Source organism: Nostoc sp. (genome assembly GCF_036919615.1).
In the GTDB taxonomy this organism is placed as follows: domain Bacteria; phylum Cyanobacteriota; class Cyanobacteriia; order Cyanobacteriales; family Nostocaceae; genus Nostoc.
In genome coordinates this window covers 1-15453 of sequence record NZ_JBALCN010000078.1, presented here as the reverse complement: position 1 = coordinate 15453, position 15453 = coordinate 1, and the positions used below count along the sequence as shown (strand labels likewise).

The following is a 15453-nucleotide window of genomic DNA, read 5'->3' as shown; positions in this document are numbered from 1 at the left end:
GCGAATAAGCAAGCGAATCGGAAATGACTCTATATTTTAAAGTTTTTTAAAAATGCTGGTATCAAGATTATTTTTCCCCAAGTTACGACCACTTTTTCCACATAACCTATGATGTAAGTAAGTACTTGCCAGCATAAATGAATAAAACCATCCGTTCATCAACTCTCACCCGTACACGTTTGATAGAAGCCGCCTCGCAGGTATTTGCCAGTTTAGGTGTTCAAGGAGCAACTACCCGTGAAATAGCTCGTGTTGCTGGTGTGAATGAGGTGACTTTATTTCGCCACTTTGCTAGCAAAGAACAACTTCTGGGAGCAGTAATCGAAAATGCCTTTGCACTCCAGACTGAAGCCCTTGCACACCCCGAAGCGTGGACGCAGGATCTAAAAACTGATTTAAGATATTATGCCCATCTTTACAATACGATGCTAGAGGCACAGGAAGACTTAATTCGTACCTTCATTGGAGAAGCCAAACGTCATCCAGAGGCAGCTAAACAAGTGATTCAAGAAGCTGCCAAGCCTTTAGGGGAAAAACTGGTAGCTTACCTGCAATCGAGTCAGAGACGAGGCACCGTCAGAGCAAACCTTGAGCCATTTCCAGCAGTCGATATGTTTACAGGAATGCTATTAGCTGGAATGCTATGCCGCAGTGCAAAGTTCAATCAAGGCAGCTATAGCTGTGAGGACTATATCGAAACTTGTGTAGATATTTTTGTGCGCGGTATCAGTGCCACTCCCCTCTGAGTTGTCAATCCGGCCGTAAGCTATGATCTGTGAAGGTAAGTTATTTCTGCGCGACTCGCTACCAAAGCTACTCAAGAAGCAACAGCTTTAACGATCGCTGGATCAATTGCCTTGTCCCAATTCGGTTGTTGTTTGATTAGTCACTTCTCGGCGGTACTCCTGATTGGGCGGCTCAAACAGTAAGTTACGACAGGCCTTCATGGTTTGCTTTCAGATGACCCAAGAAGATGTAGACTATGGTCAGAGCTATGTTTATCTCAATCAATACAGTGGTAAGGTTTTGCGAGTCGATAGTTCTTTGAAGGTATCTTTAGGCGATCGCAATAGCGGTGTGCGCCTCTTGTGTAGTCACGATGCTGTCGAGTTCAAAGCGATCGCTGACCAATGTAGCAGCTCTCAAAACTAGAAATTTCATCATTGAAGAGTTTTACAGAGCGGACAAGAATGCTTCTTGCTCCCGACTGCCCATTTGTAGTCATCTTAAATAAAAATCTATAACTTTAGAAAGATGTGGTAATTTTCAGTGTTATGGATATTCAAAGACTACATCAAATCAAGTTCATCTATGATCACAAAGCCTTGGGATGCTCAACTTGCTTACTGGCTAGTTCGACCTCTAAAAGACAGTTGGGTAAACCCCAATCATCTCACCACAGTGCGACTTGTGACAGGGTTGGCTGCTGCCATAGCGATCGCAGTTGGCGATGCCATGTGGGCTAACATTGGGGCAGTATTGTTTGCTTTATCCAACTTTCTAGATCACACGGACGGTGAATTAGCTCGTTTGAGTGGGAAAAGCAGCAAATGGGGACATCAGTATGACCTTGCTAGTGACGCCATCATCCACATTCTTTTGTTTGTATGTATTGGATATGGTCTTAGGGAGGGAAAATTTGGTTGGTGGGCGTTGCTTATGGGGATAGTATCTGGCGTGTCTGTTGCTTGCATCTTTCATTTGCGAAACCAAATGGAACAGCGTTTGGGTAAAGACGCCAGCCATCAACCAAATTTCGCCGGGTTTGACATTGAAGACGTGCTGTATTTATTTCCCATAGTTACCTTACTGGATGGACTAGAGCCGTTACTAATGGCAGCGACAATTGGGGTACCAACCTTTGCTGTATGGGTAATTTGGCAATTTTTGGCACTCCCGCAGTCTGAATCAAACTAGGATAATGGGGCATGAGGCAGAAAGTAGCCCTTTCAAGGTGACTCATAAAATAAGATTGTTTTTCTCAGCGCTCTCTGTGCCTCTGCGGTTTAAAAGTAATTTATTTAACAGCAGAGGCACAGAGAACCAGAGATAAAGAGGTTAAAGAAGAATTTATGGACTAAGATTTGCACCCACCTTGAAAGGGCTAGTCTTGAGCTAATAAAACAGGCTTTTCAGCATTACAACTCCAACTCCGGCATTGTTAACAATTTGTAATTCGTAATGACGCTCTCTCCAAGCTTAAGCAGCGTTTATTCTTTGTAAACCAGTGTAAACATTGAACCGTTCTCCGCGCAGGAATCCAATTAAGGTAATCCCGAATTCTTTGGCGACAGACACCGCCAAACTACTGGGAGCGGATACAGAACAGACAATGGGAACTCCAGCAGTTGTAGACTTTTGCAAAATCTCAAAACTAGAGCGTCCGCTGACCAGGACAATACAATTATTTAAAGGCAACTCGTCACTGAGCAAAGCTGTACCAATCAATTTATCCAAAGCATTGTGTCGCCCAACATCCTCCCGCAGATTTAACAATTGTCCTTGAGCATTGAAGGTAGCCGCAGCGTGTAAACCCCCTGTAGCAGTGAAGATACCTTGAGCAGCCCGGAGCTTGTCTGGTAGGCTGTAGATGATCTCAGGTGTTACCGTTGGGCCAGAAGGAATCACTGGACATCCCCGCAGACGCAAAGCCTCAAGGCTAGCTTTACCACACACCCCACAGGCGCTACTAGTGTAGAAATGACGCTCCAAAGGCTGTAAGTCTGGAATCAACCCATCCCGCAGTTCTACATTTACGATGTTATGGCGCTGCTCACCATCTACTAATTCATCTACGCAGTAGCTAATCCGTCGGATATCTTCCCTGCGGCTAACGACTCCTTCACTGTAGAGGAAACCAGCAGCTAGTTCAAAATCTGCCCCTGGTGTCCGCATTGTTACAGCTACCGTTTTCTGGAAAGGGGCAAGACGAATTTCTAAAGGTTCCTCAGTAGTGAGATGATCTAAACGAGTCCGTACTTGACCTTTTTCCATTACCCAAACAGTGGCTTTGGTTTTGCTTTTAGTTGGCATTTTCATATTTATGAGAGTTGGTGAATTGAAATTTTGATACTAATCTGGAAACAGAGTGATGCTATTTGTATATCAGATGTCAGGTTGATGCTCACCAACCACTTTGTGCTGTTGAGCTAAATCGGCTAGGTTTCTATTTAGGAAGTAAAATGAACCTAAAATTTTTGGCTTTCAGTAAAATTTTATTTGCAATAGTCTTTGTAATTTCCCTTGGTTTTGCAGGATACGTAGTGGGTAATAACATTAGTCTGAGAGTAATTGAAAAGTCTCTTGCTAAACAAGTGCCGTCTACCTCCACCAGAGGAAAAAGTTCTCAACTACAGACACTTTTAAATGAGATAGTTAGAGAACAGAAAATACCTGGTGCAGTCATGTATATTAGTACACCTAAAGATTTTTGGTTGGGAGCATCTGGTGTCAATAATTTATCAACTAAAACCCGGATGAAACCCACAGATGGCTTTGCCATTGCCAGTATGAGTAAAACTTTTATGGCGGTGGTTGTGCTGAAATTAGTGGAGCAAGGGAAGATAGAATTAGATCGGGCGATCGCTACCTACTTACCAAGAGACATCAGTCCTCATATTGTCAACAGCGATAAAATTACAGTTCGTCAACTGCTCAACCACACCAGTGGTGTTGCAGAATACCTAGATACAAAAGAATTTATTCAAGCTACTGCAAAAAGAAGTCGCTCACAGCCTTGGACAGCTAGAGAAGCTATTCGGTATATGTACCAAGAACAACCGCAGGCAAATCCCGGAGAAAAATTTATTTATACTGATTGTAACTACATTCTTTTGGAACTGATTGTTGAAAATATAACTAAGGGAACTCTTGCACAAGCAATCCGCAGTCGGATTTTAAAACCATTAGGATTAAAACATACCTTCACGGAATTGCGCGAACCGACAATTGGAGAAGTAGCTACAGGTTATGGCGATCGCAATAAGGATGGTAAGCTAGATAGCTACGCCAAAGTCAATGATGGCAATGGTTTAGGAGATGGTGGATTGGTTTCAACAGCAGAGGATTTAGCCAAGTTCGCCAAAGCGTTATTTGTCAAAAAAACCTTACTTTCCTCAAACATGATCAAAGAAATGTTGAAATTTAAAAATAATGGCGAAGGCTATAGCTATGGGTTGGGTGTAGAACGGTTCTCATCTCCTTTGGCAAAAGCAATTGGGCATAGTGGTACAGCCTATGGCTTCGTAACATTGCTTGCATATCTCCCCAATCAAAATACCACCATAATAGTGCTGCTAAACAATCAGAATGTTGATATTAAATCAATAGCTAGGACAGGTCTAGAGGTTGTCGAGAATAAATAATGTCTTGGGAAGCTGACCCAACAGAGCGTAAAGTGATGGTTTGGAAAAGTATGCGAAGGCGTTGGCGGTAATTGCAGGTGTGGAAGAGTAACTGATGGAAAAATTCGATGTTTTTCTTTGCCACAACAGTAAGGATAAGCCTGCGGTCATCCAAGTTGCGGAACAACTAAAGCAACGCAAAATTGAACTGTGGTTAGATATTTGGGAATTACGCCCTGGTTTTTCTTGGCAGGATTCATTAGAGCAGCAGATAAACCAAATTGGAGCAGCAGCAGTTTTTGTAGGGGGTTCAGGATTTGGCCCTTGGCAAAGTCAAGAAATTAATGCGTTTCTGCGAGCTTTTGTGAATAGAAGATGTCCAGTTATTCCGGTACTTTTATCGGATGCTCCAACAGAGCCACAACTTCCTCTATTTCTCCAAGGTTTAATGTGGGTTGATTTTCGTTCACCGCAACCTGACCCGATGGGACAGTTGATTTGGGGCATCACTGGGCTAAAGCCAGGAACAAGACCTACAATTTAGCCTAAACCATCAGAAACAATCCCTAAACCTATTAAGACAGATGACCTTGCCTCAGAAAAAGGCATCGATTACACCAGACTGCGCGATTTACTGGCAGCACACAACTGGAAAGAAGCTGACATAGAAACTTATCTAGTGATGATTCAGGCTGTGGGTAAGAAAGACGGCGGACGGTTCAGTACAGATGAACTCTTAAATTTTCCTTGCACTGACCTCCGCACAATTGACCAATTGTGGGTAAAATACAGCAATGGTAAATTTGGCTTCAGCGTCCAAAAGAAAATTTACTTGAGCGTCGGCGGTAAAATGGACGGCAAATACTACGACGAAGAAGCTTGGAATAAGTTTGGTGATAAAGTCGGATGGAGGAAGAATTATTATTGGATTAGCTACTCAAAAGTAACATTTGAAACTAACGCTCCTACGGGACATTTACCCGCCGCTGCCAAAGTGAGGTTGGGGATGTCTCTTCTCTCGCATCGAGACTTGTAGATTGTAAGATTTAAGCGTTTCTGAGTTGTGTAAACATTTATTGCAGCTCCCTTTTGTACAGTAGAATCAGCATTTCAGAATTCCGATACATGACACTGGGGCTTAAACTCGTTCGCGCCAATAAATTTTTCGCTACTTTATGTACCTCAATACTTTCTGTTACTGCTTGCTTGTCCCAAGGTCAACTCATCTGTCCTAGTGACTTCTTTCCTTTGCCCTTATTCTTCATAGATGGCAAAAAGTCACTTCCCCAATGGTTCCTTTTTTCTGGCTTCGGTTTTAGTCGATATTTTTTACAAAACTGGTGATATCTAGCTGCACACTCCTCCAAGGTTTTCCCTAATTGTAAAAACGCTGGATGCCATAATATTCAATTACCTTGGCTTAACTGTTACTACCAAATGCAAGCCTAATGCATCCAGCAAAACATTCAGGCAATAAAATTCTATTTCTTCTTTCTCAAATAATATCTGTTCGAGTTTGTCATAAACTTGCTTAACTTGTACAGAAAATTGATCAATTCCACCTTTTGCCTCAATCACATTTTTCAGCGCCTTACTCAACATTTTCGGGTCGCCTTCTTCTAAAACAATTTCGATATAAGCTGCTGCTTCTAATGGGTCTTTGAGGTCTTCAATCAGTTTTTCGTGATAGCTTGCACTTTTAGGCATCATCTCTACTCCTATAATCTTCCCAATATTCTTTTGCTTTATCAATATCTTTTTCTTGAGTACTTTTATCACCACCGCACAAAAGAATAATAATTGCTGACCCTTCTTGTCCGAAGTAGACGCGGTAGCCAGCACCGTAATCTATTCTCAGTTCAAAAACCCCATCTCCCACTGATTTACAATCACCTAAATTACCTGCTTCTACTCGGTCAAGCCTTGCTCTAATTTTAGCTTTTGCTCTTCTATCTCGCAAAGAATCAAACCACTCAGAGAAAGTATTTATACCATCATTTGTGAGGTAATTCTTAATCTCTCTTGGTTGTACTTCCATGATTTTTAGAGCAAGTCTACATACTTTAAATCGTATTTGGGTCAATACCCAATTCTCGCAACTTTACTGCTAAACGTTCAGCGCGTTGTTTCTCTTGTTCAGCACGTTGCGCTTCCTGTTCGGCGCGTTGTCTTTGTTGTTCAGCGTGTTCTGCTTCCCACTGTGCAATTTCTTCAGGTGTGGGAATTAGATTTCCTTCCGCATTGAAATAACGCAATTGATTTTCATGAACGCCCAAGTACAAACTTAACTGTTGACTCCACAACAATCCTTGTGGGTTGGGTTCTATAAGTTGATACGTACCACCCAACAAAATAAACCCAGCAAATTCTAGATTCTTGGGGTCAAACCAGAAATATTCAGGAGTACGAAAAATATCTTGGTAAATTTGTTTTTTTAAGCCCTTGTCAATCGCTGCGGTTGACTTTGAAAGCAGTTCTATAATCAAGTTTGGATATTTGCCGTCTTCTTCCCAAACAACCCAACTATCACGGGGTTTGCGTTCAGTATTCAACACGACAAAGAAATCTGGTCCCCGAAAGTCTTGGGATTTACGCTGCCGTGGACTGTAATAAATGCTAAGATTGCCGGCAGCAAAAAAGTTGTTGTGGTCTCGCCACCACCAATCAAGGCATTTTATCAATAGCAGCATTTGCTGCAAATGTAGGTATGTTTCCAATGGTGGTTCGTTACTTTCTAAATCCCCTGGTGGAAATATAACATCTTCTAGGGTTTCAAAATCTTTGGCAGTGGACATGGCTGCAAGTTTTGGGGTGATATTAAGTTGAGCGTAGCAGGGGGAAGACGGTAATATTAGGTTTGTTTTTCCAGACGCACGATCGCATTATAATCAGGGACACCTTCAAGCGATCGCTTACTTTTAAATTCTAGGCATTATCACTGAGATTTGGCTCATTTGAAGAGTAGCTTCTCAAGTTGGCGTCATGTCTGGATATAACCAAAACCCTTACACTCACAAACGTTATGTTACTTACAGCTATTTTTAGATAAATAGACTACACCCTACGCACACAGTAATGCTGTGCCCCTAGACAGATGTGGTTTAAATACATGAAAACTGTTGTAAAGTATTAACTTTTATCTTTGCTTTTATATACATTGAAGCAGGTATTTTTGTAACTAGCAATTTGAGTTATCTCTATCTGTCTTATGTAGTGAGTCCTATTCATACCCTAAGTAGGATTATCCATCTTCATTCCTTTGTTAACTTATATGAAGGTACTGAAAGCAAGTTTTTTCAGTAAATAGCTCAGGAAATTCAAAATAGTCTTAATTTAGTTGGAGTTTATTATGACTTACACAGCTGATGAAAAAACAAAACCAGCTTTAGAAGTTTTTAAAGGCTTTGATGTAGATACTCAGCTAGGCCTACTTTGGTTCGGTTACTTGGATCTTAAAGAGCAGCTACAGCCGGCACCTCCTGAAAGGATAGAAGTTCCTGCTAAAGCAGTGTTTGACCAATTCCTGGACTTGTCTCATGAAGAGCAACTGCAAGCACAACGCGACATTATTAATGGTGCAGCTAACAATATTAGTCAAGCCTATAATGCTCTAAGTGCCAATTCCAGATTAGACGTTTGGCTGATGCTGGCACAAGGAATGGAGAATGGAACCATCATTCCAGTACCATCCGAATATCAACCACCTGCTGAAACCGATGAATTTGTTGCATTGATCAAAAATCTAGACTTTGAGCAGCGGATTAATTTCATGTTGACTGCGGTGCAAGCAATGGGTTAGTCAAATCCAAGAACTCTCAATAGCTTTCTAGAATTGGGGATAACTGAAAGTAGTAAATTAAGCTATACTTGGCTGTTTTTGCTCTACTTTTATAGTCGTTAACTTCAAACTACCGCAGAGATGCTCATCTTTGCGGTAGTCTTGATGCAAATTAATGGATATGCTGTTGGGAGTGTTAAAATTGGAAGAGTGAAACTTGATTCAGATTTTTTCTAACTGCACGATCGCATTATAATCAGGAACTCCTTCAAGCGATCGCTTACTTTTATTTAATAGCACATTCCCTTCTGGCCAATGTACTTGCAAGTTTCCTGACTGAATTGGCGCAATATAGACTTGACAGAACAACTCGCCTAAATCATTCTTAAGAATGACGCGATCGCTATCTTTTAAACCCAACTGGGCGGCATCAGCAGGATTCATTAGTACCGCCTCTCGCATTGCCCCAGTAATTGCATCCTTGCGTTCTTGCACCATACTATTAAATTGTTTGCCTCGGCGCGTTGCTACTAAGAAATAGCCTTCTGGTAATTCTCTTTGGCGTGGCAATAATACCCCAAAGTGTGCCTTCCCATCCGCTGTCGGGAAATTCCAACCAAAGCACAAATGTGACCCGCCATACTGAAACTGGTCACCAGCCTGCTGTAAGTGTTGAATACCTGCATATAGGGGGACGACTTGAGCAATTTCTTGACGTATAGCAGCTGTATCAGCAAAAGTCAGCTTATCTGCCAAATTTGGTTGCACGCGCCTTGCCAATTCGAGAAAGACTTCCCACTCTGGACGCGTTTCCCCAATGCGCGGCCCCGGTATTTCTGGACTGAAAATTACCCGGCGTTCGGTGTTAGTTTCTGTGACTCCCCCTGGTATTTCGTAGCGAGTCGTCGCAGGTAAAAGCACGACAGTATCAGCAGGTTCCACCAACATTTGGCTAGAGAGAACAATATCCATATGTACCCGCAACGGTATTTGCTTCAGCGCAGCTTCCACATAATCCGGTTCTGGCAGTACTTCTAGGAAGTTCCCTCCCACAGAGAACAACACATCTAATTGCCCCTGATGGGCGGCGTTAATCATTTCTGGAGCAATTAAACCTTTACTTGCTGGCACTTCAAAGCCCCAATGTTGACTCAATTGGGCAGCATTTTCTGGGGTGATAGGTTTACCACCAGGAAATACTGTCGCGTAACATCCCATCTCTGCACCACCCTGCACCCCAGAGTGACCGCGAATTGGCATTAAACCGCAGCCTTCCCGACCGACAAAACCTTTGGTGAGAGCTAAGTTGATGATACTTCGCACATTATCTTCACCGCATTCATGCTGGGTAATGCCCATACTCCAAACAAATACGGCTTTATTAGCTTCTTTGACCATTTTGGCAAAGGCGTACATTTCCTCGCGGGATGTGCCAGAAAGCCGTTCTAATTCTTCCCAAGATTGGCTTTCTAACGATGCTTTAAGTTCGGCAAAGCCATCTGTGTACAAATTTATAAATGACTGGTCTATCCAGTTGTTAGCAATTATATGTTTAATTGTGCCATTCAAAAATGCTATATCCCCGCCCATGTTAATTAAGAAGAAGTCTTCGGCAAATTTTGTACCGAAAAGGGCACTTTCCACAATTGAGGGCACCCAGTAGCGCTCCATTCCTGGCTCACGGTAAGTATTAATGACTACAATTTTTGTGCCAGCTTTCTTGGCATTATGGAGATATTTGACAGTAACAGGCTGATTATTGGCAACGTTGGAGCCAATGAAGACTAATAAATCAGTACCAATCCAGTCTTTATATGAACAGGTAGTAGCCCCTGCACCGATAGCAGCTTTCAATCCCGCCGTACTAGGAGAATGGCAAATGCGAGCAGCGTTATCAATATTATTGCTTCCCATTGCCCGCACAGCTTTTTGGGTAGCATAATAAGTTTCGTTGACAGTACCGCGACTGGTAATATAGAAACTGAGGCGGTCTGGTGTGGTAGCACGGATGCGATCGCTAATTATCCCTAAAGCTTCATCCCAGCTAACACGACGAAAGCCTTTTTCCCCTCGTTGACGGATCATCGGGTAAGGAAGCCGTCCCAAGTCGCGTAACTGGGCACTTTTTTGCTTTTTTAACTGCGAGACATCTGTTAATAGCACAGGGTCAAAAGCTGGCATAGTATTCATCCGCAACAGCCGCAACCGAACATTGCAGAGATGGATGCCGTCTAAAGTCCAATCTTTCATCCCGGTTGTTCCGAGAGCACAACCATCGCAGACACCTTTATCGAGAATATTCCACGCATAAGGTAGTTTGTTACGAGATAGCCAGATTGCCCGAAAGACCTCCCAATAATTGTTGGGATACTGTTCGCCAATGCCAAAAGGCTTCCAACTTGCCCAGTGCTGAGGTGTCCAGTGTTTTTTGGGTTTAGGTAACATGATGCAATGTGTGTGAGTTGCTGGATTATTCCAGGCTACCGTTTTGAGTAGCAAATGAGTAGCAGGCGGTTAAAAATCTAGACAAAGCAGATGAAAACTGGGAGGATTATTTTTTTGTGTCTTAACGACAACTTGAACGTTTATAACCACAACTTCAGCCGGAGTAACAACAACTTAAGCCTTACTTGTAGCACTAGGAACGTTATTAACCACAGCTTCAGCATTGATAACAACTGCTTAAGCTGTAGTAATTACAACTTAAGCATTAGTTATAACACCTTGAGTATTGATAATTACTGTTTCAGGCGGAGTAACTACAACTTAAGCATTACTTATCACACCAGGAAGGTTATTAACTACAGAAGAAGTTGTAGTTACTACAGCTCTAATTTTTTGAGTTACAGCGTTTGATATGGTGACAACTGATGAGCCGAGTCATACAGCGTATTGCAGGTAAATGAAGTACACGGATAGGGGCACAACATGTTCATACGTGTCAACTTAACATCAAAGCCTAGTATAATAAGAAGAGTGAAAATTCTTCGATGTACCACCTAAATTTTAGATCCCCCCTAACCCCCGATAAATTGGGGGGGGCTAGAATCGAGTGCCCCCTTTTTAAGGGGGTTGGGGAATCTAAAACGAGGATAAATAGAATGTTTGAGCTTAAGTTGACTCAAACAAAAACCATCAGATGTTTCAAACCCACCCAAATATTTAGGAATACCAGGGTGATTAAGTCCCTGTAGCACTTGAATCTCTCGCTCATGTGCTGTGAAAGCTGACTAATTAGAACCAAATTGAGTAAAACAGAACTGCTTCACCACCATCTGTTGACTTGTATTGAGGTTTGATACCAACCATCTAATCCTTCCCCCCTTCTCGATTCCGTCCTAGTTCGCTAATGACTTAATAGCCTAGTGGAGAAAAATCTGGATAGCTCATGGTCTGGTAAAAGCTAGTTAATATTAATTAATGCACTATATTGAATTTTTTAGGAGATGTCAGAAAATTGTTAACATATATGAAATTTAGATTATGGACTTAACACTACAACAGTAGCCAAATAAAAATCCCTGCCAAAGTAGACAGGGATATAGTTTTTAGCTAAAGCTTGTCTCTTAGCTAACAAAATCTTTGTGGGCAGCGACAAGCATCTGAGCTTGCCTTAAAACGTTTCCGAATAAATAAAAAGGAATTTGCCAAGCTGCAACGGTAACTTCTTTGACTATATCCTGTACACTAATTGCGATTAATTCATGCTCTGGCGGCTCTCCCTCAACTGTACCAGACCAAGTAAAAGCTAATAAAAAATCATCGTCTCCAGGTAAGGATGCAATCAAACATTCTTCTGGTGTTGGCTCACAAATAATTCCATAATCATTTGCAAGTTCTACTAATCTTTGAAAGTTGTTTATGTTTGTCATTTGTCCTTTGGGTGTAATTGAATCTCAGTTTTAGAAGAAATCATATTTTGAACTCCAGAACCCAAGTGAGTTGCTATATAGCATAAATTACGAATTATTAATTATTCGTTGAGAGTTATGAGTTATTGGAGTTAGATCAGGCTTAAGTCCAAAATCTTACCGCGATCGCCTGCTTGTATCAGCAACAATTGCTACTGTTTTAAAAAAAGCTAGACTACCTACTTTTCGGTTGACCGTATTTACATATACCTCCCTTAGTTATGATTTCAAAATTGATGCTCTAATCTCACCCAAGCTGACGGAGTGCATTAAGAATTGTGTAGATATCTAGCAGCTTGTCGTCAGACATGATTTTTAGAGAAATAGCTATAAACTGAAGCAGAAAAAGATGCTCGTCAACATTAGATTGTTGGCTCACCTTGGCATAGATGTGTTCTTCTATAGCCAGTCCTGGTTCAATCAATAACTTGAGTTTGAGATTAATCAATAGTTCTAAAAAATGTGGTGATTGCAATTGTGCCCCTTTTTATGACAGGCTAATCAATGCTCCTAGAAATACTGTTTTCACTACATGTTTTCCCTACAAAATGGTATATTTTATAGGTGCTTCTTGATTGAGAATGACTATTTTTTTATTATCTTTAGGCAAGAATAAATTATATTGACCACCAATGCTACGAATTTCACAAATTGTCACAGGGTGCTTCATTCCCTTCGGTCATATTTGTATTTGTCCAGCAATTGGGAGGTCAATATTGGCATTTTTCCAGATATTTTCGGAAATTAAAATTATTTCCTTCCACTGGATAAGACTCTATTCAGGTAGCCAAATTAACATCACTGCCAATAACTGTATATTGAGTGTGTTTTTGAGAACCAACATTTCCGGCTACGGACTGGCCTAGATTAATTACAATTCCTATTTCACGGATTGATAAATTTATTTTCTGCATTGCCAATTGTATAGCAATAGCAAAGGCGATCGCTCGTTAAGAATCATTTTTACGATTAATTGGCACACCAAATATCACAAAAATGCCATTACCCATAAACTCATTAATTGTGCCTTTATAGTGGTTAATCACATCTGTCATTGCTCCCAGATAAAGATTCAAAATATTTACTACTTCTTCAGATGGAAATTGTTTGGAAATAGCTGAGAATTCTCTTAAATAGACACCAGAACCGTAACTTTTCTCCGTTCTTCCCCCAGCTTTAACCCAGAAGGAGTTTCCGGGATATTGGCAACGATTTCATCAGTTATAGGACTTACGCAAAAGAGATCCCCCAACCCCCTTTTTAAGGGGGCTTTTCAGATCCCCCCCTTAAAAAGGGGGGTTAGGGGGGATCTAGCTTTCAGGTTTTCACTGCGTAAGTCCTAAGTTAGATAGCGTCCGAGCGTTTTTCACATCTCAGTAACCCTTTAAGCAATATACTAAGTGAGTGCGATACCTTCTCTACGAGAGGCTACGCCAACGGTGAGTTTCTCTACGAGACGCTTCTCTGTCAGAGGCTCCGCCAACGCGAACGCTGAACCTGCGAATGCCAACAAAATATAAAGATGCTTTACTCCATTTCATATTGATAATGCCTGGGTTGTAGATTAATCAGGTGAATAAATCAAGTATTCTCAAAAGCAGAGTCAGATTTTCCATTCAACTACGAACTATTGGGCATGGGGCATGGGTGAATAATCAATAATTCTTCTCCCCCTGCCTCCCCTGCCCCTTTTGGTCACAATATGGCAATATATAAAGTTGTAGCTGACCGCCCACATAGAGGTTTAACGTGGATACCATTGCAATTCCTGCTTTAAATCGGCCAGTGGATGCCACGGTAGAAATTCCCGGTTCTAAAAGTCTTACCAATCGAGCCTTGCTTGTCGCTGCTTTGGCGCAAGGTGACTCCATTTTAGAAAATGCCTTATTTAGTGAAGACAGCGAATATTTTGCCAAATGCTTAGAGCAATTGGGCATTCCCATTACTTTGAATCCTGATCAGGCACAGATCGAAGTGGCGGGAAGAGGAGGCGACATTCCAGCTAAACAAGCAGATTTATTTGTGGGTTTGGCAGGCACAGCAGCACGGTTTATCTCGGCGTTGGTGGCATTGGGTAACGGTGAATATCGCCTAGATGGTGTTCCCCGGATGCGAGAACGACCGATGGGTGACATGCTGACGGTGCTACAAACGGGTGGAGCAACCGTTAACTTTGAGGGAAACTCCGGGTTTATGCCCTACACTCTCTATAGTCGGCAATTCGCTGGCGGAAATTTTCGTTTGAAAGCTAACCAAACAAGTCAGCAACTTTCGGCATTGCTGATGATTGCGCCTTATGCTCAACAAGATACTAGCATTGTGGTTGAAGGGACACTAGTTTCTCAATCTTACGTCAAAATGACCTGTCGTCTGATGGCAGATTTTGGCGTGGAGGTGATTCAAATCGGCGATAATCAATTTCAGATCAAAGCAGGTCAACGTTACCAAGCTCGACATTACACAGTAGAACCTGATGCGTCAAATGCTTCTTACTTTTTTGCCGCCGCCGCCGTCACGGGTGGACGGGTGCGCGTCAAACATTTGACCAAACAATCGTGTCAGGGTGATATTCTATGGCTGAATGTTTTAGAACAGATGGGTTGCCAAATTAAGGATTCGGATGATTACACCGAAGTAACGGGGCCGAAGCAATTGCAAGGCATCGACATTGATATGAATGATATTTCAGATTTGGTGCAAACATTAGCAGTGATCGCGCCTTTTGCCAGTTCACCTGTTACCATCCGCAATGTGGAACATATTCGATATAAAGAAACCGATCGAATTCGAGCTGTTGTCACAGAATTGCGTCGTCTGGGAGTTAAGGTTGAAGAATTTGCAGATAGACTGAAAATTGAGCCTAGCCCAATTACCCCGGCGGCGATTGAAACCTATCATGATCATCGAATGGCAATGGCTTTTGCTGTCACTGGCTTGAAGGTTCCAGGAATTGTAATTAAAGATCCTGGCTGTACAGCGAAGACTTTTCCAGATTACTTTGCCCGATTCTTCCAAATGTTAGAACAATAAAAGATTGACCAGTATTTTCGTAGGGGAGCCAGTGCGTTGCGGAGGTTCGCTCCGTTGTAGCAACTGGCGTTGTGTTATGCCGTAGACTAACACACTAACTCTTTTTACCTTTCAAAGCAGCGCTACCAATCTTCAAGGATAGGCTAAGACTCCTGAAACTGTATGCGTAACAATCACTCTAAAACTTTTAAGATAAATATCTTAGTTATCTGCTAAGTCTTTGATTAATAATTTAAATTCGATTTGATTTTACCTCTAATTAAAGTTTACTTAAACTGATAATTTTAAAATAGGATAATTTACAGCAATTTGATATCAAAACTGCCACAAAAGTCATAAACTTAAAAGATGTAAAAAAGAAGATTATTAAGAAATGGCAGCATATTCAATC

At 41.6% G+C, this 15453-nt stretch carries 18 protein-coding genes; 9 read left to right on the top strand and 9 right to left on the bottom strand.

Translation table 11 applies throughout. The annotated features are described in order from the left end of the window. The first annotated feature begins 137 nt into the window (after positions 1 to 137). From V7K48_RS21645 to V7K48_RS21635, 3 genes are all read left to right on the top strand, one after another. Positions 138 to 746 carry a TetR/AcrR family transcriptional regulator gene (locus tag V7K48_RS21645; RefSeq protein ID WP_335075254.1) on the top strand — a complete coding sequence of 203 codons (609 nt, stop codon included), beginning with the start codon at positions 138 to 140 and terminating at the stop codon, positions 744 to 746. 214 nt (positions 747 to 960) lie between these two features. Continuing rightward, positions 961 to 1152, top strand: coding sequence for a hypothetical protein (locus tag V7K48_RS21640; RefSeq protein ID WP_335075253.1), 192 nt, complete (start codon positions 961 to 963; stop codon positions 1150 to 1152). A gap of 159 nt (positions 1153 to 1311) precedes the next feature. After that, complete coding sequence (locus V7K48_RS21635) at positions 1312 to 1917, top strand: CDP-alcohol phosphatidyltransferase family protein (RefSeq protein ID WP_335075252.1); 606 nt, start codon at positions 1312 to 1314, stop codon at positions 1915 to 1917. Positions 1918 to 2199: 282 nt separating this feature from the next. Here the strand turns inward: V7K48_RS21635 and fdhD are convergent, their stop codons facing one another. Further along, positions 2200 to 3039, bottom strand: coding sequence for a formate dehydrogenase accessory sulfurtransferase FdhD (gene fdhD / locus V7K48_RS21630; RefSeq protein ID WP_335075251.1), 840 nt, complete (start codon positions 3037 to 3039; stop codon positions 2200 to 2202). Between the two features lie 143 nt (positions 3040 to 3182). On the opposite strand from fdhD, the gene V7K48_RS21625 reads away from it, so the two are divergent. From V7K48_RS21625 to V7K48_RS21615, 3 genes are all read left to right on the top strand, one after another. Next, a complete protein-coding gene (locus tag V7K48_RS21625; protein ID WP_335075250.1) occupies positions 3183 to 4364 on the top strand; it encodes a serine hydrolase domain-containing protein in 1182 nt (393 codons plus the stop codon). 94 nt (positions 4365 to 4458) lie between these two features. After that, positions 4459 to 4887 carry a toll/interleukin-1 receptor domain-containing protein gene (locus tag V7K48_RS21620; RefSeq protein ID WP_335075249.1) on the top strand — a complete coding sequence of 143 codons (429 nt, stop codon included), beginning with the start codon at positions 4459 to 4461 and terminating at the stop codon, positions 4885 to 4887. An 18-nt stretch (positions 4888 to 4905) separates the two neighbouring features. Beyond that, positions 4906 to 5379: a GUN4 domain-containing protein gene (locus V7K48_RS21615; RefSeq protein WP_335075399.1), complete on the top strand. Its 474-nt coding sequence runs from the start codon at positions 4906 to 4908 to the stop codon at positions 5377 to 5379. Positions 5380 to 5753: 374 nt separating this feature from the next. On the opposite strand, the gene V7K48_RS21610 is transcribed toward V7K48_RS21615, so the two are convergent. From V7K48_RS21610 to V7K48_RS21600, 3 genes are read right to left on the bottom strand one after another with little or no spacing between them, the layout of a single operon-like run. Further along, a complete protein-coding gene (locus V7K48_RS21610; protein WP_335075397.1) occupies positions 5754 to 6050 on the bottom strand; it encodes a helix-turn-helix domain-containing transcriptional regulator in 297 nt (98 codons plus the stop codon). Beyond that, on the bottom strand, positions 6043 to 6381 hold the full coding sequence (locus V7K48_RS21605; RefSeq protein ID WP_335075248.1) for a type II toxin-antitoxin system RelE/ParE family toxin: 339 nt from the start codon (positions 6379 to 6381) through the stop codon (positions 6043 to 6045). The genes V7K48_RS21610 and V7K48_RS21605 overlap by 8 nt, the downstream gene beginning before the upstream one ends. Before the next feature lie 25 nt (positions 6382 to 6406). Continuing rightward, positions 6407 to 7138 carry a Uma2 family endonuclease gene (locus tag V7K48_RS21600; RefSeq protein ID WP_335075247.1) on the bottom strand — a complete coding sequence of 244 codons (732 nt, stop codon included), beginning with the start codon at positions 7136 to 7138 and terminating at the stop codon, positions 6407 to 6409. A 554-nt stretch (positions 7139 to 7692) separates the two neighbouring features. Between V7K48_RS21600 and V7K48_RS21595 the strand changes: the two genes are divergently transcribed. Beyond that, a complete protein-coding gene (locus tag V7K48_RS21595; protein WP_335075246.1) occupies positions 7693 to 8142 on the top strand; it encodes an orange carotenoid protein N-terminal domain-containing protein in 450 nt (149 codons plus the stop codon). Positions 8143 to 8343: 201 nt separating this feature from the next. Here V7K48_RS21595 and V7K48_RS21590 read toward each other — a convergent pair whose 3' ends face one another. The 3 genes from V7K48_RS21590 to V7K48_RS21580 all read right to left on the bottom strand — a co-directional run bounded on the left by V7K48_RS21590 (position 8344) and on the right by V7K48_RS21580 (position 12507). Next, complete coding sequence (locus tag V7K48_RS21590) at positions 8344 to 10566, bottom strand: FdhF/YdeP family oxidoreductase (RefSeq protein WP_335075245.1); 2223 nt, start codon at positions 10564 to 10566, stop codon at positions 8344 to 8346. A 1121-nt stretch (positions 10567 to 11687) separates the two neighbouring features. After that, positions 11688 to 11993 (bottom strand): hypothetical protein, encoded by a 306-nt coding sequence (locus V7K48_RS21585; RefSeq protein WP_334977138.1) that lies wholly within the window; start codon positions 11991 to 11993, stop codon positions 11688 to 11690. Positions 11994 to 12279: 286 nt separating this feature from the next. Next, positions 12280 to 12507 carry a hypothetical protein gene (locus V7K48_RS21580; protein ID WP_335075244.1) on the bottom strand — a complete coding sequence of 76 codons (228 nt, stop codon included), beginning with the start codon at positions 12505 to 12507 and terminating at the stop codon, positions 12280 to 12282. 157 nt (positions 12508 to 12664) lie between these two features. Here V7K48_RS21580 and V7K48_RS35115 point away from each other — a divergent pair, with 157 nt between their 5' ends. Continuing rightward, on the top strand, positions 12665 to 12898 hold the full coding sequence (locus tag V7K48_RS35115; RefSeq protein WP_442949456.1) for a hypothetical protein: 234 nt from the start codon (positions 12665 to 12667) through the stop codon (positions 12896 to 12898). Between the two features lie 84 nt (positions 12899 to 12982). Here the strand turns inward: V7K48_RS35115 and V7K48_RS21570 are convergent, their stop codons facing one another. Both V7K48_RS21570 and V7K48_RS21565 read right to left on the bottom strand, forming a co-directional pair. Then, positions 12983 to 13108 carry a hypothetical protein gene (locus V7K48_RS21570; protein WP_335075242.1) on the bottom strand — a complete coding sequence of 42 codons (126 nt, stop codon included), beginning with the start codon at positions 13106 to 13108 and terminating at the stop codon, positions 12983 to 12985. A 342-nt stretch (positions 13109 to 13450) separates the two neighbouring features. After that, positions 13451 to 13573 carry a hypothetical protein gene (locus tag V7K48_RS21565; RefSeq protein ID WP_335075241.1) on the bottom strand — a complete coding sequence of 41 codons (123 nt, stop codon included), beginning with the start codon at positions 13571 to 13573 and terminating at the stop codon, positions 13451 to 13453. A 208-nt stretch (positions 13574 to 13781) separates the two neighbouring features. Between V7K48_RS21565 and aroA the strand changes: the two genes are divergently transcribed. After that, complete coding sequence (aroA, locus tag V7K48_RS21560; protein ID WP_335075240.1) at positions 13782 to 15062, top strand: 3-phosphoshikimate 1-carboxyvinyltransferase; 1281 nt, start codon at positions 13782 to 13784, stop codon at positions 15060 to 15062. Positions 15063 to 15453: the final 391 nt, after the last annotated feature.